The sequence below is a fragment of the Cupriavidus sp. 05L310 genome (assembly GCF_056398185.1).
Genome location: NZ_JBFTOX010000067.1, coordinates 12,278 through 31,611, shown reverse-complemented (window position 1 = coordinate 31,611; position 19,334 = coordinate 12,278). Strand labels below are relative to the sequence as shown.

Below are 19,334 nucleotides of genomic sequence, written 5' to 3'. Positions count from 1 at the left end.
AGGAGACACAGCATGCAACTCAAGCACCAAGCCGCAGCCGCGTTCGCGCTGGCCGGCCTGCTGGCCGCCGGCGGTACCTTTGCCAAGGACATCCGCATTGCCCACGTCTACGACAAGACAGGGGCGCTGGAAGCCTACGCCAAGCAGACCCAGACCGGGCTGATGATGGGGCTGGACTATGCCACCAACGGCACCATGATGGTCAACGGCAACAAGCTGGTGGTGCTGGAGAAGGATACCCAGGGCAAGCCCGACGTCGCCAAGGCCCAGCTTGCCGCGGCCTATAGCGATGATCGCGCGGACATCGCGGTGGGACCCACGTCCTCCGGCACCGCGCTGGCGATGCTGCCGGTGGCCGAGGAATACAAGAAGATCCTGCTGGTCGAGCCCGCCGTGGCGGATTCGATCACCGGCGAGAAGTGGAACCGCTATATCTTCCGCACCGGCCGCAACTCGTCGCAGGACGCCATCTCCAACGCGGTAGCGCTGGACAAGCCTGGCGTGCAGATCGCCACGCTGGCGCAGGACTACGCCTTCGGCCGCGATGGCGTGAAGGCTTTCAAGGGCGCGCTCAAGAACGCCAAGATCGTTCACGAGGAATACCTGCCCACCAACACCACGGACTTCACGGCCGGCGCCCAGCGGCTCTTTGATTCGCTCAAGGACAAGCCGGGCCGCAAGATCATCTTCATCATCTGGGCCGGCGCCGGCAATCCGTTCAAGATCGCCGACCTCGACCCCAAGCGCTACGGCATCGAGATTGCCACGGGCGGCAATATCCTGCCCGCCATGAGCAACTACAAGAACTTCCCCGGCATGGAAGGCGCGACGTACTACTACTTCGGCATTCCCAAGAACAAGGCCAACGAGTGGCTGGTATCCAACCACTACACCAAGTTCAAGTCGCCGCCTGACTTCTTTACCGCGGGCGGTATGTCGGCCGGCATCGCGCTGGTCGAGGCGCTCAAGAAGACCAATGGCGACACCAATACCGAGAAGCTGATCGGCGCGATGGAGGGCATGTCGTTCGAGACGCCCAAGGGCAAGATGACGTTCCGCAAGGAAGACCACCAGGCCCTGCAGTCGATGTATCACTTCAAGATCAAGGTTGATCCGGCGTTCGCCTGGGGCGTGCCCGAGCTGATCCGCGAGATCAAGCCGGAGGAGATGAACGTGCCGATCCGCAACAAGCGGTGATGACGGTGGGCGCCTCTTCCATCGATACCACGGCGGCGCTCTCGCGGGCGGTGGCGGAGCCGCCCGCGCTAGAGACGCGCGGCCTCACCATCCGCTTTGGCGGGCATGTGGCGGTCAATGCGGTGTCATGCGCGTTCCGACCGGGCGAGCTGACCTGCATCGTCGGCCCCAACGGGGCCGGCAAGACCACCTATTTCAACCTGATCTCGGGCCAGTTGCCGCCCACCGCCGGGCAGATCCTGCTTGGCGGCGAGGATGTGACGCGGCTGCCGGTACCACACAAGGCGGCGCGCGGCATTGGCCGGGCCTTCCAGCTGACCAGCCTGTTCCCGAACCTGTCGGTGTTCGAGAATGTGCGGCTGGCGGTGCAGGCGCGGCAACGCATCGGACTGGACCTGTGGTCCGTGTGGAGCGGCAACCGCGCGGTACGCGCCGAGGCGGAGCGCTGTCTTGAACGCGTGGCCATGGCCGACAAGCGCCATTTGCCTGTTGCCTCGCTGCCGCACGGCGACCAGCGCAAGCTGGAGGTGGGCATCCTGCTGGCGCTGCAACCGCGCATCTTCATGTTCGACGAGCCGACCGCCGGCATGAGCGTGGACGAAGTGCCCGTCATCCTGGACCTGATCCAGGAGATCAAGCGCGACAGGAGCAAGACGGTGCTGCTGGTGGAACACAAGATGGATGTGGTGCGCTCGCTGGCCGACCGGATCATCGTGCTGCATAACGGCAACCTGATGGCGGACGGCGACCCGGCCGAGGTGATCGCCTCGCCGATCGTGCAACAGGCTTATCTCGGGATCGGCGCCGCCGACGACGGCGTGCAGGGGGAGGGCAGACATGGCTGACGGACCGGCAACGCCCATCCTGCGCCTGGATGGCGTGCAGACGCATATCGGGCCATATCACATCCTGCACGGCGTGAGCTTTTCGGTGCCGCGCGGCGGCGTGACGATGCTGCTCGGGCGCAATGGCGCCGGCAAGACCACCACGCTGCGCACCATCATGAATCTCTGGCAGGCCAGCGAGGGGCGCATCGCGTTCGACGGCGCGGATATTACCCGCCGCGGCACGCCCGCCATCGCGCAGGCCGGCATCGCCTACGTGCCGGAGAACATGAGCGTGTTCTCCGAGCTGACCGTGGCCGAGAACATGCGCCTGGCCGCGCGCAGCGGCGCCATCGACGGGCAGCGGCTGGATTGGGTATTCCGCATGTTTCCCGCGCTGAAGATTTTCTGGCACCAGCGAGCCGGCGTGTTGTCCGGCGGGCAGAAGCAGATGCTGTCGGTGGCGCGGGCCATTATCGAGCCGCGCAAGCTGCTGATCGTCGACGAGCCGACCAAGGGCCTGGCGCCGGCCATCATCCAGAACATGATCACGGTCTTCCGCGAGCTCAAGCAGACAGACGTGTCGATCCTGCTGGTGGAGCAGAACTTCCACATGGCCAGGTCGGTGGGGGATACGGTCGCCGTGATGGACGACGGGCGCGTGGTGCATACGGGCAACATGGCTGAGCTGGCAGGGGACGAGGCCTTGCAGCAGCGGCTGCTGGGTTTGTCGCTGGCGGCGCATCAGTAGCGTCGGGCGCGGCATGAAGCGCGGTGGCAAGTGCCGCCGCCCGTGGCGGGCCGTCAAGGCCTTCACGCAATCAAACAAGAATCGTCAGGACCGAGACAATGACGAGTACAAGCTCCTTACCCACCACGCCGGCGGCGCCGGCCGACCTGCCCAAGGTCCGGCTCGACTGGACGCCGCTGGCGCTGGCCCCGCTGCTGATGCTGCTGGCCTATCCCCTGATCGGCAGTGGCTCGACCTGGCTCACCCTGACCATTGCCGGCCTTGCCATGGGCATGATCGTGTTCGTGGTGTCCTCGGGGCTGACGCTGGTGTTCGGCCTGATGGACGTCCTCAACTTCGGCCACGGCGCGTTTATCGCGCTGGGCGCCTACGTGGCGGCGTCGGTGCTGCTGCCGCTGGGCGCCTGGGTGGAGGCCGACAGCCTGGCGCTCAACCTGGCCGTGTTCGGCCTCGCCATCGGAGCGGCGATGGTGGCGGCGGGAGCGATCGGCTTCCTGTTCGAGCGCATCGTGGTGCGCCCGGTCTACGGCCAGCACCTGAAGCAGATCCTGATCACCATGGGCGGCATGATCGTGGCGGAGCAACTGATCAAGGCCATCTGGGGCGCCGAAACCATCGCGCTGCAGGTGCCCACCACCTTCCGCGGCGCGGTCTTGCTGGGCGATGCGGCGATCGAAAAATACCGGCTGATCGCCGTGGTGCTCGGGCTGGTGATCTTCGTCTCCATGGTGCTGGTGCTCAACCGTACCCGCATTGGCCTGTTGATCCGCGCCGGCGTGGAGAACCGCGAGATGGTCGAGTCACTCGGCTACCGTATCCGGCGCCTGTTTATCGGCGTGTTCGTGGTGGGTGCCGGCCTGGCCGGGATGGGCGGCGTGCTGTGGGGCCTGTACCAGCAGAACATCACCGCCGCCATCGGCGCCCAGGTCAATGTGCTGATCTTCATCGTCATCATCATCGGCGGGCTCGGCTCCACCACCGGCTGCTTCGTCGGCGCCTTGCTGGTCGGGCTGATGGCCAACTACACCGGCTTCCTGTTTCCCAAGGTAGCGCTGTTCTCGAACATCCTGCTGATGGTAATGATCCTGCTGTGGCGTCCGCAGGGCCTGTACCCGGTAGCCAAGCGCTGAGCGCCGAGGAAAACCATGATCCGATTGCTTTCCGGCGACCTGCCAAGAAGCCGCGTGCTCATCGTCATCCTGGTGGCGATGCTGCTGGCGCTGGCCTGCGCGCCGTTCCTGTTTCCCGGCGCGCGCGCGCTCAATATGGCGGCCAAGATCTGCATCTTCGTGGTGCTGGTGGCCAGCTACGACCTGCTGCTCGGCTATACCGGCATCGTCTCCTTTGCCCATACCATGTTCTTCGGCATCGGCGGCTATGGTGTGGCGATCGCCATGTCGCGGCTCGATCCGGGGTGGGGCGCGCTGGCGCTCGGCACGCTGGGCGCGCTGGCGGTGTCGATGGCGCTGGCCTTCCTGATCGGGCTGTTCTCGCTGCGGGTCAGGGCCATCTTCTTCGCCATGATCACGCTGGCGGTGGCGACCGCCTTCGCCACGCTGGTATCTCAGTTGTCTGAATGGACCGGCGGCGAGGATGGCATCACCTTCAAGGTGCCGGAAGTCTTCACGCCAGGCTTTACCCTGGGAGACGCCGAGTGGTTCGGCGTGCCGCTCAACGGCAAGCTGTTCTCCTACTACTTCGTGTTCGCCGGCGCGCTGGTGCTGTTCCTGCTGCTGTTGCGCGTGGTCAACTCGCCGTTCGGCCGGGTGCTGCAGGCGATCCGCGAGAACGATTTCCGCGCCGAGGCGATCGGCTACCGCACCGTGGTGTACCGGACCGTGTCCACCGTGCTGTCGGCCGGGTTCGCCACGCTGGCCGGCGTGCTGATGGCGCTCTGGCTGCGCTACAACGGGCCCGATACTTCGTTGTCGTTCGAGATCATGGTCGACATCCTGCTGATCGTGGTGATCGGCGGCATGGGCACGCTGTACGGCGCCATCATCGGCACTACGCTGTTCCTGGTGGCGCAAACCTACCTGCAGGATGTGATGAAGCTGGCCAGCGAGGCCACCACGGCCGTGCCGCTGCTCTCGGGGCTGCTGCATCCGGACCGCTGGCTCTTATGGCTCGGCCTGCTGTTCATCCTCAGCGTGTACTACTTCCCGCAAGGCATCGTTGGCCGCCTGCGCGGCGATCGCTCGGAGCACGAGGTGGCGTCGTAGGGCTTTTCGACATGCCGGACCATGCGGCAAGTGTTAACAAGCACGATAAGAAGCGCTATAACAAAGACACCTAACAGCGGAGATCCGGGACCATGTATGTAGTCGACTGGCTGCACAAGAACGCCCTGCACATGCCGGACAAGGTGGCGCTGGTCGACGTGGAGAGCGGCCGCAAGGTGACCTACCGGCAGTTCGACGAACGTGCCAGCCGCTTCGCCGAGTACCTGGGCGAGCGGTTGCAGCTGGCGCCTGGCGCCCGCGTGGCCGTGCTGGCCCACAACAGCTCCGATTATTTCGAGATGCTCTACGGCTGCGCCAAGGCCGGCATGGTGATGGTCTGCCTGAACTGGCGCCTGCCTGCGGCGGAATTGTTGCCCATCCTGCGCGACTGCGCGCCCGACGTGCTGGTGGCCGGCGATGGCTTCCTGGCTACCGCCGCGGACTTGAGCAGTGCGCTGCCCCTGCGCGCGGTCCTGCACCTGGCCGACGACGAGAGCGCCGATGTGCCGGGAGGCTGGATGGAGTATGAAGCGATGCTGGCCGGCAGTTCGGGCCGCATCATCGAGATGCCTTGCCGCGACGAGCACGAGGTCTGGCACCTGCTATATACCTCGGGCACCACCGGCCGTCCCAAGGGCGTGATACAGACCTATGGCATGGTCTTCTTCAATGCCGTCAACGCCATGCTGGCCAACAAGATCACGCGCGACGACGTGTTCCTCAATGTGCTGCCGTTCTTCCATACGGGCGGGCTGAACCTGTACGCCAACCCGGTGCTCCATGCAGGCGGCACCGTGCATATCATGCGGCAGTTCGACGCCGCGGTCACGCTGGGCAAGCTCGATGCCAGCGCCGGCGAAGGCATCACCATGTTCTTTGCCGTGCCCGCGGTCTATCTCTTCCTGAGCCAGCACGCCGGCTTCGCTGCGGCGGACTTTTCGCGGGTGCGCAATATGTCCGCGGGCGGCTCGGCGGTGCCTCGGCCTCTGCTGGAGGCCTACCTGGCCAAGGGCGTGACGATCTGCTTCGGCTTCGGCATGACCGAGACCGGTCCCACCGTGTTTGTCTGCGACGAAGCCACTGCGCGCCGCAAGATCGGCACCATCGGCAAGCCGGTGGGCTCGATGCTGACGCGGGTGGTGGATGCGCACGGCCGCGACGTGGCGCCCGGCGAGCGCGGCGAGTTGCTGATCAAGGGGCCGGGCGTCACGCCCGGCTACTGGAACCTGCCGCAGGCCACCGATGCCGCCATTCGCGGCGGCTGGCTGCATTCGGGCGACATCGCCTACATGGACGAGGAGGGCGATTACTACATCGTCGACCGCGCCAAGGACATGTTTATTTCCGGTGGCGAGAACGTCTATCCCGCCGAAGTGGAAAACGTGCTGTTCCAGCTTGCCGGGGTGTCCGAGGCGGCCGTCATCGGCGTGCCGGACGCGCGCTGGGGCGAAGTCGGCATGGCCCTGGTGGTGGCCAGGCCAGGCGTGGCGCTCGATGCTGAAGGGGTGCTCGCGTATTGCCGCGCGGCGCTGGCAGGCTACAAGGTGCCGCGCCATGTCCGGATCATCGAGGCGCTGCCGCGCACGCCGTCCGGCAAGGTGGAAAAACACAAGTTGCGCGCGCGTTTCCAGGCGCAATGAGGCGGCGGCCAGCGCCTGTCGCGGCCCAGTTCGATGTCATGCAGTTGCTGTCTTGTGAAATTCTCGTTTCTGTATTGCGTTCCGATAGATCAAGCATGCAAAAGGGGGTCAACATGTTGCGCGGACTTGCAGGACATGGCGGTAGGTGCGGACGCGGAGGGCGCCTGGCGCTGGCAGGCGCGGCAGGCCTGCTGCTGGTGGCATGCGGCTCGAGCGACAACAATGCGAACAACGGCAATCCCAATCCCAATCCCAAGCCCGCGAATATCGGTGCGGTAACGATTACGACCTACGACGGCAACACCGACGACCTGCTCACCGCCGGTCTTGGCAAGGACGGCCTGGGCTCGGCCACGGCGCCGGTGCCGCTGAACCCCGCGGCGCCCACGGCGGCCGAGTTGCGCCGCTATGCCATCTATACCAACTACCGCGCGCTGGTGGATATCACGGTGGGCGGTGGCTATGGCAGCCTGTATGGCCCCAACGTGGACGCGCAGGGCAATGTCACCAGCGGGCAGGGGAAGGTCGCCGGGCGCGAGTACCTGGCCTTCTCGGACGATGGCAGCGGCCAGCAGAACGTGACGATGCTGGTGCAGATTCCCGACAGTTTCAACGTGGCCAAGCCCTGCCTGATCACGGCCACCTCGTCCGGCTCGCGGGGCGTCTACGGCGCGATTTCCACTGGCGAGTGGGCGCTCAAGCGCGGCTGCGCCGTCGCCTATACGGACAAGGGCACCGGCGCCGCGCCGCACGACCTGGATACCGACACCGTGCCGCTGATCGACGGCACGCGAGCCAACCGTACCGCCGCCGGCACCAGCGCGCAGTTCGCCGCCCCGTTCCCGAATACCAGCCTGGCCGCCTTCAATGCGCTGGCGCCGCACCGGCTCGCGTTCAAGCACGCCCATTCGCAGCGCAATCCCGAGAAGGACTGGGGCACCTTCACGCTGCAGGCCGCCGAATTCGCGATCTGGGCCATCAATGACCGGTTTGGCACGGTGGCCTCCGATGGCACGCGCCAGCGCAGCTTCGGCCCCGACAAGATCGTTGTCATCGCGTCCAGCGTCTCCAATGGCGGTGGCGCGGCCGTCGCCGCGGCGGAGCAGGATACCCAGGGCCTGATCGACGGCGTGGCGGTGGCCGAGCCGAATCTCAACCTGCCCGCCAACACCGGGGTGATCGTCACGCGTGGTGGGGTGCCGGTCAGCAAGTCGGGGCTCGTGCTGTATGACTACACCACCACGGCCAACCTGATGCAACTTTGCACCTCGCAGGCGACCGCGCTGGTGAATGCGCCGGGCGTGGCCTTGTATGCGTTGCCCGCCGTCGGGCTCGTGCAACCGGCGCTCAACCGCTGCCAGTCGCTGGCCAATGCCGGGCTGGTCAGCGGGGCCGACGGGGCCAGCCGGGCTGCCGATGCGTTGCAGAAGCTGCATGATGCCGGCTGGGAGTCGGATTCCGACGCGCTCCATCCGTCGCTTGCCCTTTTTGAGGTGGCCAGTGCGGTATCCGTGACATTCGCCAACGCGCTGGCGCGTGCCGCCGTGGCCGACCGTCTGTGCGGCTACAGCTTTGCCGCCACCGGGACGGCGGTGCTGACGCCGGCGACAATCGCGCCGGCCACGCTCAATGTGTTGTATTCGACGGGCAATGGCGTGCCGCCGGCGGCCGGCGTGCAACTGATCAACGACAACAACCCCGGCGGGCCGCTGCGCGACCTCTATTCCAGATCGCCCGGCACAAGCCTGGCCGATGCCAACCTCGATGGCGCCCGCTGCCTGCGCGCACTGCTGACCGGCACCGGCACCCAGGCCCAGGCGCTGCAGGCCGGGCTGGCGCAGACGCTGCGCTCGGGCGACCTGCATGGCAAGCCGGCCATCATCGTGCATGGCCGCAGCGATGCGCTGCTGCCGGTCAACCATACCTCGCGGCCCTATCTCGGCTACAACCGGCTCAAGGAGGGCAGCGCCAGCAATCTCTCCTATATGGAAGTCACGAACGGCCAGCACTTCGACAGTTTCATCGGCGCGGTAGCGGGCTATGACAATCGCTATATCCCGCTCCACGTCTACCTGAACCGGGCGCTCGACGCGGTCTACGCCAACCTCACCACCGGCACCGCGCTGCCGCCCTCGCAGGTGGTGCGCACGATCGCGCGCGGTGGCATTTTGTCGCCGGCGCCCACCATCCTGCCCACCAACTTGCCGCCGTTTGCCGCCACCCCGGCCAATGCGGACCGGATTACGGTCATCGGCAGCACCGTAGAGGTACCCAACTGATGAAGGCATCCCGCACGCGCGTCCTGACGCAAGAAGATTTCGACCGCTTCGCTTCGCTCTCGCGCGACGACAATCCCATTCACTGCGACCCGCGGTTCGCCAGGACGACGCATTTCGGCGCGACCGTGGCGCACGGCATGTTCCTGTTTTCGCTGCTGTGCGCGCAGATGCGGCGCAGCAACCCCAGGCCGGTCCTGCCGATCGGGCAGACGCTGATGTTTCCTCGTCCCACCTTCGTCGGCGACGGCGTGGCGGCCGTGCTGGTGCTGAACGACACGCCCGGCCAGGACCGTATCGCCCTGGACACCGAGATCCGCTGCATGCAGCGTGGCCGCATGCGAACGGCAGCTACCGATGAGCAGATTACGGCACAGGGAGATGCGATCCTGCTGGTCGACGCAAGTGCCGAAACGCTGGCGCAGGCGCCGCTTGACGAGGCGGACGACGCCGGGCGCCTTGCCGCCGCGGTGGACGGCGACCGGAGGCTCTATCACCTTAGCGTCGGCCAGGAGGCTTCGGCGGTACGCAGTTTCAGCGCCGGCGATATCGATGAATACGTGTCGTTGACCGACGATGGCAACGCCTTCTATACCGACCCGGTATTTGCCCGCAGCCGCGGCTTCGGGGGTGCCATCGTGCCGCTGCCCCTGCTGGCCGGCATGTTCTCGGACCTGCTGGGCACGCGCTTGCCGGGCCGCGGCACCGGCTGGATGAAACAGTCGCTGCGGCTGCGGTCGCCGGCGCGGCTGGGCGAATTGCTGACCGCCTCGGTGCGGATCGTGCGCCTGCGCGGCGACAAGGATCTGGTCAACCTGGCCACCGTCGTCACCGGGGACGATGGCCGCGTGGTGCTGGCCGGCGAAGCCCTGGTGCTGGTGCGCAACCTGGAAGACAAGCGGGCGCTCGCGGCCGCGTGAAATGCGCGGGAGGGAACAGGTCGCAACGTATTTCCTGCGCCACATCAATGGCCGTGCAGTCAGGCCTTGAAATGTAGGCGCAAAGCCTTATCTTTCGATCAGACATCCAGTGTCCGGCCCGTGCGACGGGATCGGCAGGCCGGGGCGCAGACGCCCCGCCTTCCGCATCGGGCACTCATCCGAAAAAGAGGGCTCCTAAATGCGACTTGACAAACTGACTACCCGATTCCAGGAAGCGCTGGCTGATGCCCAGAGCCTGGCGATCGGCAACGACAACCAATATATCGACCCGCTGCACGTGCTGCGCGCTCTGCTTGCGCAGAACGACGGCGCCGCACGCGCGCTGCTGTCGCGCGCCGGCGTCAACGTCGGCGGCCTGACCACCGCGCTCGATGCCGCCATCAAGCGCTTGCCGCAGGTTCAGGGCACCAGTGAGGTCCAGGTCGGGCGCGAGCTTAACGCGCTCTTCAACGCCACCGAGAAGGAAGCCATCAAGCGTGGCGACCAGTTCATCGCCAGCGAACTGTTCCTGCTCGCCGTGGCTGACGATAAGGGCGAGGCCGGCCGCATCGCCCGCGAGAACGGCCTGGCGCGCAAGTCGCTCGAGACCGCCATCGAAGCCGTGCGCGGCGGCGATTCGGTCAACAGCGCCGACGCCGAGACCCAGCGCGAGGCACTCAAGAAGTACACCGTGGACCTCACCGAGCGCGCCCGTATCGGCAAGCTCGACCCCGTGATCGGCCGCGACGACGAAATCCGCCGCGCCATCCAGATCCTGCAGCGCCGCACCAAGAACAATCCTGTGCTGATCGGCGAGCCGGGCGTGGGCAAGACCGCCATTGTGGAAGGCCTGGCCCAGCGCATCGTCAATGGCGAGGTGCCGGAAAGCCTGAAGAACAAGCGCGTGCTGGTGCTTGACATGGCGGGCCTGCTGGCCGGCGCCAAGTACCGCGGCGAGTTCGAGGAACGGCTCAAGGCGGTGCTGTCGGACATCGCCAAGGACGAGGGCCAGACCATCGTTTTTATCGACGAACTGCACACCATGGTCGGCGCCGGCAAGGCCGAGGGCGCGATCGACGCGGGCAATATGCTCAAGCCCGCGCTGGCGCGCGGCGAGTTGCACTGCATCGGCGCCACCACGCTGGACGAATACCGCAAGTACATCGAGAAGGATGCCGCGCTGGAGCGCCGCTTCCAGAAGGTGCTGGTCGACGAGCCCAGCGTGGAGGCCACCATCGCCATCCTGCGCGGCTTGCAGGAGAAGTATGAACTGCACCACGGCGTGGAGATCACCGACCCGGCCATCGTCGCCGCGGCGGAGCTGTCGCACCGCTATATCACCGATCGCTTCCTGCCCGACAAGGCGATCGACCTGATCGACGAAGCCGGCGCGCGCATCAAGATGGAAATCGACTCCAAGCCGGAGGTGATGGACAAGCTCGAGCGCCGCACCATCCAGCTCAAGATCGAGCGCGAGGCGGTCAAGCGGGAAACCGACGAAGCCTCCAAGAAGCGTCTCGAACTGATCGAGCAGGAAATCGGCCGCCTGGAAAAGGAGTACGCCGACCTCGAAGAGATCTGGAAGGCCGAGAAGGGTGCCGCCCAGGGCGCGGCCGCGCTCAAGGAAGAGATCGACAAGATCCGCCTGGAGATCACGCGCCTGCAGCGCGAGGGCAAGCTCGACAAGGTAGCCGAGCTGCAGTATGGCAAGCTGCCCGAACTCGAAGGCAAGCTGAAGGCCGCCACCGCGGCCGAGGCCAGCGAGCAGAAGCAGCCCAACAAGCTGCTGCGCACGCAGGTTGGCGCCGAGGAAATCGCCGAAGTGGTGAGCCGCGCGACCGGCATCCCCGTGTCGAGGATGATGCAGGGCGAGCGCGAGAAGCTGATCAAGATGGAGGACTACCTGCACCGCCGCGTGGTTGGCCAGGACGAGGCCGTGCGCCTGGTGTCGGACGCCATCCGCCGCTCGCGTGCCGGCCTGTCGGACGAGAACAAGCCTTACGGCTCGTTCCTGTTCCTCGGTCCTACCGGCGTGGGCAAGACCGAGCTGTGCAAGGCGCTGGCCGAGTTCCTGTTCGATTCGCAGGACCACCTGATCCGCATCGACATGAGCGAGTTCATGGAGAAGCACAGCGTGAGCCGGCTGATCGGCGCGCCGCCGGGATACGTGGGCTATGAAGAAGGCGGCTACCTGACCGAGGCCGTGCGCCGCAAGCCGTACAGCGTGATCCTGCTTGACGAAGTCGAGAAGGCCCACCCGGACGTGTTCAACGTGCTGCTGCAGGTACTGGACGACGGCCGCCTGACCGACGGCCAGGGGCGCACGGTGGACTTCAAGAACACGGTGATCGTGATGACCTCCAACCTGGGTTCGCACATCATCCAGGCGATGACAGGCGAGCCGCACGAGGCGGTCAAGGGCGCGGTGTGGCAGGAAGTGAAAACGCATTTCCGGCCCGAGTTCCTCAACCGCATCGACGAGGTGGTGGTGTTCCATTCGCTCGACCAGCAACATATCGAGTCGATCGCCCGCATCCAGCTGGAGCGGCTGACGGCACGGCTGGCGCGCATGGACATGACGCTCGAGGTGAGCGAGGCTGCCATCGCCAAGATCGCCAGCGCTGGCTACGATCCGGTGTTCGGGGCGCGTCCGCTCAAGCGCGCGATCCAGCAGCAGATCGAGAACCCGGTGGCGCGCGCCATCCTTGAGGGAAAGTTTGCCGCCAAGGATGTGGTGCCGGTGGATTACCAGGACGGAGAGTTCGTCATCGGTACGAAGGCCCACTAACGCTCACCAAGGCCCACCAAGGCTCATGCCAGACAAACAAGCCGCCCCTTGCCGGGGCGGCTTTTTGTTTTCCTGCGTGTAATAAGAATTAACAGAATTCCATCCGGTCCGTTGCGCCTGTGCTACAAGCAGCGCCGGCTGCCGCGGGCGGCTAGCGGTGATAGGGGTAGGGGTGGTGATAGGCGTACCAGTCGCGGCGTCCCCACCAGCGGCGCCCGTCCCAGTAACGGTCCCCATGCCACCCGATGACCACCGCGGGTGCGACCACCACCGGGGGGCCGTAGGCGGGGGGCGGTCCGTAGACGGCCGGGGGAGGCCCATAGCCAGGCGGCGGGGCCGGATAAACCACCGGGGGCGGCGGAGCCGGATAGGCCGGGGCGGCATAGACGGGTGCCGGCGCCACGATCACCGGCGCGGGCACACCGATATTCAGGTCAACATCGACGCGTGCCAGAGCGGGCTGGGAGGCCGCCCAGGCCAGCGCTCCGATACCCAGCGCGTAGAAGAAACCATGTCTCATTTCGATCCTCGTCGTGCAGTAGGCAGGATCTGACTTTAGCCCTGCCGCTGCCTTGCCGCAGGATACAACTGTAACGATATTTCACGCGGGGATTCGGATGCGGCGGGTGCCAGGCGAGGTCACGCCGAACGCTCGTTCTTCAGGCGGTACAGCGGCATCAGTTGCCTGACGCAGGCGTTCGCCGCCGCCTTGCTTTCCACGTCGATCACGCGGGAGACGGCATCCTTTATGCGGCGCAGGCCTCCGTTTTCAAGAAAGGCTTTCAAGTCCCGGTTCTCCATATACCGGTTGAACTCGAGCAGGTCGGCCCCGGTAATCCCCGCATCCGCCAGCGCCTTGCCCGACAACGCCGCTTCCTTGGTCTTGCGCCCGATCGGAGAGCCGAGCAAGCGCGCCAGCCGCATCGTCAGGCCGGGATCCTGTATCTCCGCCGCCAGCGCAGGCCTGACAGCCTTCTCCACCAGATCGGGCGAGAGCTTCGTACGGGTGCATTCCACGTAGCGGTCTTTCGGGATCGGTCCGATCTTCGCAGGCAGCCTTGCGAACGCCTGGTCCAGGCCGACGGCAAGGATGGCGCCGACATCGAACGCGCGGATCAGCGCGGTGACGGCTTCATCGTAGGTAGGCGGGAACAACTGCGGCGGCTCCGCAACCCTATCTTCGGTGGCTACCGCAAGCTGCTCTGGCTGGGGACGTCTCGGGACGTCGGCGTTGTCGGGCGGGAAACTGACCTGCACCACGGCGGTGCCGGGGATGGCTTGCCCGGTTTCGGCGCTCCAGAACGGCTGGCAATCGGCCTTGCGCAGGTTTGCCAGGGCCAGGCCGTCGAGCATGGCGTTGCCGGAACTGACCTTGATGGACACCGACGCCACCTTGCCTGTTGCCGCGATGGACATCGATACCGACGCGCGGCCGCGGATCCCGGCCCGGCCGAGTTCCGCCGGATAGGCTGGCCATTCGGTGTAGCACTGGGACTTCGCTTCGGACGCGACGTCCTCGATGGTGAACGCGCGCAGCGGCGCCGCCCGGCCGTCGTGGCTGTAAGCGAGTGCCAATGCCATCAAGACCGCCGGCAAGATCGCAGGCCTCCCGATCAGCCCAGGGGCCGGAACGCGGTGGGGAAGCGCTTCCGGTTCGCCAGCGCCCCGGTGAACGGCCGGGCCTGGGTGACTGCATCGGCGACAGTCGTTCATGGATTGAATTGGCTCGTTTTGTATTTCCTGCAGATTATGCCGGGATCGGCGCGCAGTCACAGCCCCCTTCGCACCGTGGCGTAATCGATGCGACGCATTCGATCCGTTACCGGGACCTGGCTTCCTTCTTCATGGGATTCTCGGTCTGGAACGCGCGGAACGTATGCCTCGGTTCGGAAGAGACGGTGGAGTGGTTTGCCTTGCTCGGCGTCGAGCCGGTCCCCGTGCTTCAAGACGGCAAGTTCGACACCACGGCGATCCAGGCGCTCTCGCGCGGGACACCACGCTCATAAATGCAGCCATCGAAAGAGTGTTGCATCGATGGGAGGTGGTGTCCCCGGTGGAGGCGCACTCGGTGACCTACGATACCGGCAGCCAGAAGGACAACACTACGTGGGCTTTGATCAAGCGACTGGAAAGGGATTGGCTTCCACCTGCCCGAGTCCTTCATTCTTGGCCTGTTGTGCGGTTCACCGCCAAACACCCGAGGCAGGAGCCCGGTGCGCGAATCGCGCACGCCGGGATCTGTGCGGGGGGTGCCTAGTAATGGGCATTCCTACCGCGACATAACGCCCAGTGGAACGTCGTGGAAGAGGTTGGCCCTCCTGTCGTTGCGGGCCGGGTGGGTGGCAGGCAGCGGCCAAAACCCAGGCAGGAACCTGCCGTGCCATCCCTACTTCCGCGCGGCCGCCTTCATCCACGCCGTCGTCTCCCACGCTGTGCCCAGCACGTCTCCCTGCCCGTGGTCGCAGCCTTCCCACTTGAAGAACTGCAGCTCGTCCGTGCTGGCCAGCCCGTTGGCCAGCACCTGCATCCCGAGCGTATGCGCCAGCGCGATCACGGCTCGCGCGATGGCGGCGCGCCTGGCGTCGGTGGCCACGTTGCGCACGTAGCCAAGCGGAATCTGCAGCCGGTCGGGCAACAGGCGCTGCAGGTTCGCGAGGGAGATCGGCGTGTTGCCCACGTCGGCCAGCGTGACCGCCGCGCCTTGCTCCTGGATCCGGGCGCAGGCGAGGCGGGCGGCTTCCGTGGCCGTGCCCAGCAGGATGCCGGGTAGCTGCAGGTCGAGCTGGTTGCCGGGCTGGCCGGTCTCGCGCAGGGACTGCCTGAGCAGCTCCGGCAAGGCCAGCAGCGCGGATTCCTCCGCGCCGGCCACCTGCGGCAGCAGGATGGGAACGCTGACGCGGGTCGGGCTGGATACGGCGGCTTGCGGGTCGGTGTGCCAGGCTTGCGCAAGCTCGCAGGCGCGGCGCAGCAGCGCGGCGTTGATTTCGGTAATCAGGCCGGGCCGGCGGATTCGGCAGGCGATCTCGGTATGCGGCATCCAGCCGCCCGCTACCGGCCACTCCGGCAGTAGTGCGATGGCAGCAATGGCGGCGGAACTCAAGTCGAACTGGGACACCGCTTGCAGCCGGTACTGCCCGCCGCGCAAGCTCTCTTCTATGGCGTCTTCCACGCCCGGGCCGCCGGATGGCGCAGCGCTTGCGAGGTCCGGCAATGGACGGGCGGCGGACACGCCACCCTCCGGTTGCAGCGCATTGGCCTGCTGCAATGCCTTGACATACTGGTACGTGCGCAGGCCGCCGATCACGACGGACGTCAGCTTCTGCGCTGTCAGTTCTGTCTTGAGAAAGTAGCCATTGATCTCGTATCCGGTGATGACCTCGCGCTCCGGCGCCATGCCCGGATGTCCGGTGCGCAGCACGATCTGCAGGTCGGCGTTGCGCAGTTGCTCGCGGATGTAGCGCACCGTCTCCAGGCCGGCGTCATCGGTTTCCATCACCACGTCGAGCAGCACCAGCGCCGTGTCCGGATGCGCGGCCAGGTACGCCTTGCATTCTTCGCCGGAGTAGGCGCTGTGGAACTGGATCCCGCGGCCGGAAAACGTCAGGTCCGCCAGCACCAGCTGCGTGATCTCGTGCACGTCGGGATCGTCGTCGACCAGCAGGACCTGCCACGGGGGCACAGACAAGGAGGTGTTCATGACGGACTCTTTACGGACGCGATCGGAATGGTGGCCTTCGTGGCGGGCGTGACTCTCGGCATCCGGATGGTGAAGACAATGCCTCCGCCATCCTGGCTGACGCCGTTGCCCACCGCGATGGTGCCGCCCAGGCGCTGCGTAACCAGGTTGTAGACCAGGTGCAGGCCCAGCCCGCTGCCGCCCTTGCCGCGGCGCGAAGTGAAAAAGGGTTCGAAGATCTTCTCGTGCAGCGCGTCCGGTATGCCGCAACCGTTGTCGGCGTAGCGGATCACCACCTCGTCGCCGGGCGCGTGGCGCGCGGCGATGCGGATGGCGCCGCGGACTGGGCCTGTGTCGCCGCCGCCGAAGGCGTGCACCAGCGAGTTCATGATCAGGTTGGTGAGGATCTGGGCGATCGCGCCAGGGTAGCCGGTCATGGCGATGCCCGCCGGACAGTCGATCTGCAACGCCACGCGCGTGTCGCGCAGCCTGGGGTCGAGGCTGACCACGGTTTCGCGGATGTAGTCGCCGAGATCGAAGCTGCGCCGCTTTTCGCTGGTCTGGTCGACCGCCATCTGCTTGAAACTCTGCACCAGTTCCGCCGCGCGGTTGGCGTTGGACAACAGCAGCCGGGCGGATTGCGCGGCGTCCGACAGGTAGCGCTCCAGCTCCGCCGGCGTCAGCCCGCCGCCTGCCACCAGCGCCTGCGTGGCGCTGGTGCGGTCCTGCAGGTAGGACGCGGCGCTGACGGTAATCCCCACCGGCGTATTGATCTCGTGCGCGACCCCCGCCACCAGTCCGCCCAGCGATGCCATCTTCCCGGCTTCCACCAGGTCCTTGCGCGCGGATTCGAGATGCCGCAGCGATTCCATCAGTTCGGCTTGCGCCAGCTCGCGGCTTTCGTGCGACAGCACGATCCACCACGCGCCGAATGCGAGCAGGGGCAGGGTGGCCGAGTACACGCGCAGCAGCAGGTCCCCGAGCCCGCCGGCGGACGGCGGGGCGCCCTCGCCGAGGAGCCGGTAGGCCAGCAGGAACACCGCGCCCATGGCCGCCGACGCGATCACGAACAGGCCGAGGAAACGCACCAGGCGGCGCAGGAAATGCGGAGGCAGTATCCGCAGGAAGCTGCTCTCGCGCGGCGATGCCTGCGTCTGCGCGGCGGCGCCGGGCGCCTTGCAGGCATCGTGGCAATGGTTGTCCAGGCCGCAGCACAGCGAGCAGATCGGCCCCTCGTAGAAGGGGCAGTGGGCCATGTCCGGCGCTTCATAGTCGCGCTCGCAGATGCAGCAGCGCAGCGGCTCGTCGGTGCTGGCGGCGCGGATCTGCGGTTCCTGGCGCGCGATATAGTAGCGGCCGCCGGTCGCATAGGCGATCAGGATGGCGCTGGCGAACGAGGCGCCCATCGCGATAAAGGCCGAATAGGCTTGCGCCAGGGGGCCGAGCAGGCCGGAGTAAGCGCCGATGCCTGCCATTGAGGCGATCAGCATGGCGCCGCAGCCCACCGGGTTGAATGCGTACAGGTAGGCTCGCCGGAATTCGATGTGGCGCGGGCTGATGCCCAGGGGCTTGAGCACGACGAGGTCGGCCGCCAGCGCGCCGAGCCAGGCGATCACCAGGTTGGAATAAACGCTGAGCACGGCCTCCAGCGTGCTGAAGATGCCCAGCAGCGTCAGCAGCAGCGCGATCAGTACGTTGAACACCAGCCATACCACGCGGCCCGGATGGTAGTGCGCCAGCCGCACGAACACATTGGACCAGGCCAGCGAGCCCGCGTAGGCATTGGTCACGTTGATCTTGATCTGCGAGACCACCACGAACAGCAGCGCCACCGCCATCACCAACTCGGGCTGGTCGAAGACCTGCCCGTACGCCCACACGTACATGTGCATGGGTTCCATGGCCTTGCCGGTGGCCAGGCCGGCCTGCACCGCCAGTACCGCCAGCAGGCTGCCCGCCAGCACCTTGAGCCCGCCGATCAGGATCCAGCCGGGTCCCGCCAGCAGCAGCGCGCTCCACCAGCTCCACCGGTTCTGCGCGGTGCGCTCAGGCAGGAAACGCAGGTAGTCCACCTGCTCGCCGATCTGTCCCATCAGCGAGAACAGCACGCCGGTGGCGGCGCCGAAGGCCAGCACGTTGAAGGCGGGCGAGGCGCCGTCGCGCCCGGTGAAGGCGGCCCATTGCGCCAGCACGCCAGGATCGTGGCGCAGGATATAGACGAACGGCAGCACCAGCAGCAGCACCCACAGCGGCTGCGTCCACATCTGCAGCTTGTTGATCAGCGTGACGCCGAAGAACACCATCGGCACGATCACCAGCGAGCAGACCAGGTAGCCCAGGGTCAGGTTCAGCCCGGTGGCGATGGTCAGCGCCTGGGCCAGGATGGCCGATTCCAGCGCGAAGAAGATAAAGGTGAAGGACGCGTAGATCAGCGAGGTGATGGTGGACCCGGCGTAGCCGAAGCCCGCGCCGCGCGTGAGCAGGTCGATGTCCACATTGGCCACGCTGGCGTGGTAGGCCACCGGCAGGCCGATCAGGAAAATCAGCAGGCAGACCAGCAGGATGGCCGGAAACGCATTCTGGAAGCCGAAGCTAAGCGTGATGCTGGCGCCTATCGCCTCGAGCGCCAGGAAGGACACGCCGCCGATGGCTGTGTTGGCCAGCGTGAACGGGGACCACCGCCGGTACGAGCGCGCCGCGTAACGCAGCGCGTAATCCTCCAGCGTTTCATTCGCGACCCAGGATTGATATTCTCGTTTGATGCGCATGGCGTGGGGGCGTCGGGTGCGATGCGGGTCCGGGGAAGCGTATGCGATCGGGGTCGAATGGATGCGAGTCGAGGCGGAGGGTTGGCAGCGAGCGCTTCGATTATTGACTGAATCCGGTCCCTGCGCAATGACATGCATCCCACGCGCGGGAGGGGACGGACGCAGCGATAGCGCACGGCCGGAATGCTGCGCGGCAGCAGACGCACGCGTCTTGACTTTTGAGGTTCCAGCGGAAACACTGGCCGGCAATCCTCATTTTGAAGAGAGCGGGG

At 66.2% G+C, this 19,334-nt stretch carries 14 protein-coding genes; 10 read left to right on the top strand and 4 right to left on the bottom strand.

Annotated features, from left to right (window positions below; all coding sequences use genetic code 11):
* The first annotated feature begins 12 nt into the window (after window positions 1-12).
* The 9 genes from AC1DS6_RS35430 (at window position 13) to clpB (ending at window position 12,618) form a co-directional block, all read left to right on the top strand.
* The gene (locus AC1DS6_RS35430) at window positions 13-1,197 is read left to right on the top strand and encodes a substrate-binding domain-containing protein (protein ID WP_035872326.1); all 1,185 of its coding nucleotides are present in this window, start codon (window positions 13-15) and stop codon (window positions 1,195-1,197) included.
* Complete coding sequence (locus AC1DS6_RS35425; RefSeq protein ID WP_477104233.1) at window positions 1,197-2,042, top strand: ABC transporter ATP-binding protein; 846 nt, start codon at window positions 1,197-1,199, stop codon at window positions 2,040-2,042. Before AC1DS6_RS35430 ends, AC1DS6_RS35425 begins: the two co-directional genes overlap by 1 nt.
* Window positions 2,035-2,772 carry an ABC transporter ATP-binding protein gene (locus AC1DS6_RS35420; RefSeq protein ID WP_035872323.1) on the top strand — a complete coding sequence of 246 codons (738 nt, stop codon included), beginning with the start codon at window positions 2,035-2,037 and terminating at the stop codon, window positions 2,770-2,772. The genes AC1DS6_RS35425 and AC1DS6_RS35420 overlap by 8 nt, the downstream gene beginning before the upstream one ends.
* Before the next feature lie 98 nt (window positions 2,773-2,870).
* Window positions 2,871-3,902 (top strand): branched-chain amino acid ABC transporter permease, encoded by a 1,032-nt coding sequence (locus AC1DS6_RS35415; RefSeq protein ID WP_045239967.1) that lies wholly within the window; start codon window positions 2,871-2,873, stop codon window positions 3,900-3,902.
* A gap of 15 nt (window positions 3,903-3,917) precedes the next feature.
* The gene (locus tag AC1DS6_RS35410; RefSeq protein ID WP_477104232.1) at window positions 3,918-4,994 is read left to right on the top strand and encodes a branched-chain amino acid ABC transporter permease; all 1,077 of its coding nucleotides are present in this window, start codon (window positions 3,918-3,920) and stop codon (window positions 4,992-4,994) included.
* Between the two features lie 92 nt (window positions 4,995-5,086).
* A complete protein-coding gene (locus AC1DS6_RS35405; RefSeq protein ID WP_477104231.1) occupies window positions 5,087-6,634 on the top strand; it encodes an acyl-CoA synthetase in 1,548 nt (515 codons plus the stop codon).
* A 113-nt stretch (window positions 6,635-6,747) separates the two neighbouring features.
* On the top strand, window positions 6,748-8,913 hold the full coding sequence (locus tag AC1DS6_RS35400) for a D-(-)-3-hydroxybutyrate oligomer hydrolase (protein WP_441630759.1): 2,166 nt from the start codon (window positions 6,748-6,750) through the stop codon (window positions 8,911-8,913).
* Window positions 8,913-9,830 (top strand): MaoC/PaaZ C-terminal domain-containing protein, encoded by a 918-nt coding sequence (locus AC1DS6_RS35395; protein WP_441630757.1) that lies wholly within the window; start codon window positions 8,913-8,915, stop codon window positions 9,828-9,830. Before AC1DS6_RS35400 ends, AC1DS6_RS35395 begins: the two co-directional genes overlap by 1 nt.
* A gap of 199 nt (window positions 9,831-10,029) precedes the next feature.
* Window positions 10,030-12,618 carry an ATP-dependent chaperone ClpB gene (gene clpB, locus AC1DS6_RS35390; protein WP_441630755.1) on the top strand — a complete coding sequence of 863 codons (2,589 nt, stop codon included), beginning with the start codon at window positions 10,030-10,032 and terminating at the stop codon, window positions 12,616-12,618.
* Between the two features lie 151 nt (window positions 12,619-12,769).
* Here clpB and AC1DS6_RS35385 read toward each other — a convergent pair whose 3' ends face one another.
* Both AC1DS6_RS35385 and AC1DS6_RS35380 read right to left on the bottom strand, forming a co-directional pair.
* Window positions 12,770-13,138, bottom strand: a complete 369-nt coding sequence (locus AC1DS6_RS35385) for a hypothetical protein (RefSeq protein ID WP_441630753.1) — start codon at window positions 13,136-13,138, stop codon at window positions 12,770-12,772.
* A gap of 119 nt (window positions 13,139-13,257) precedes the next feature.
* A complete protein-coding gene (locus AC1DS6_RS35380) occupies window positions 13,258-14,199 on the bottom strand; it encodes an energy transducer TonB (protein ID WP_441630751.1) in 942 nt (313 codons plus the stop codon).
* Between AC1DS6_RS35380 and AC1DS6_RS35375 the strand changes: the two genes are divergently transcribed.
* Window positions 14,193-14,624, top strand: a complete 432-nt coding sequence (locus AC1DS6_RS35375; RefSeq protein WP_477104230.1) for an RNA ligase family protein — start codon at window positions 14,193-14,195, stop codon at window positions 14,622-14,624. The genes AC1DS6_RS35380 and AC1DS6_RS35375 overlap by 7 nt on opposite strands.
* 380 nt (window positions 14,625-15,004) lie before the next feature.
* Here AC1DS6_RS35375 and AC1DS6_RS35370 read toward each other — a convergent pair whose 3' ends face one another.
* The gene (locus AC1DS6_RS35370) at window positions 15,005-16,315 is read right to left on the bottom strand and encodes an EAL domain-containing response regulator (RefSeq protein WP_477104229.1); all 1,311 of its coding nucleotides are present in this window, start codon (window positions 16,313-16,315) and stop codon (window positions 15,005-15,007) included.
* Window positions 16,312-19,062, bottom strand: a complete 2,751-nt coding sequence (locus AC1DS6_RS35365) for an ATP-binding protein (RefSeq protein ID WP_441630745.1) — start codon at window positions 19,060-19,062, stop codon at window positions 16,312-16,314. The genes AC1DS6_RS35370 and AC1DS6_RS35365 overlap by 4 nt, the downstream gene beginning before the upstream one ends.
* Window positions 19,063-19,334: the final 272 nt, after the last annotated feature.